At 61.0% G+C, this 246-nt stretch carries 1 protein-coding gene; it reads right to left on the bottom strand.

The annotated features are described in order from the left end of the window. The coding region (locus tag ACPYOM_RS23425; protein WP_481347815.1) for a putative PEP-binding protein at positions 1 to 246 on the bottom strand (246 nt) is incomplete at both ends.

Raw genomic sequence — 246 nt, 5'->3', positions numbered from 1 at the left:
AAGGGATCGTGCTCGATGATTCCCTTGCGCTGGTACGTCGGAATGAAGGCGGAAGCGTCGTCGCGGGAAATGCCGAAGGTCGTCTGCGTCAGGTCGTTGGTGCCAAAGGAGAAGAATTCGGCAGCCTCGGCGATCTTGTGGGCGCGGAGAGCGGCGCGCGGAAGCTCGATCATTGTGCCGACGAGATAGTCGATCTTCAGGCCGCCTTCGGCCATGACGGCCTTGGCAGTCGTATCGATCCGTTCC

The organism is Monashia sp. HAY1-2A, from assembly GCF_056755315.1.
The sequence above is the reverse complement of the archived record's forward strand: the minus strand, read 5'-3'. Positions and strand labels throughout refer to the sequence as shown.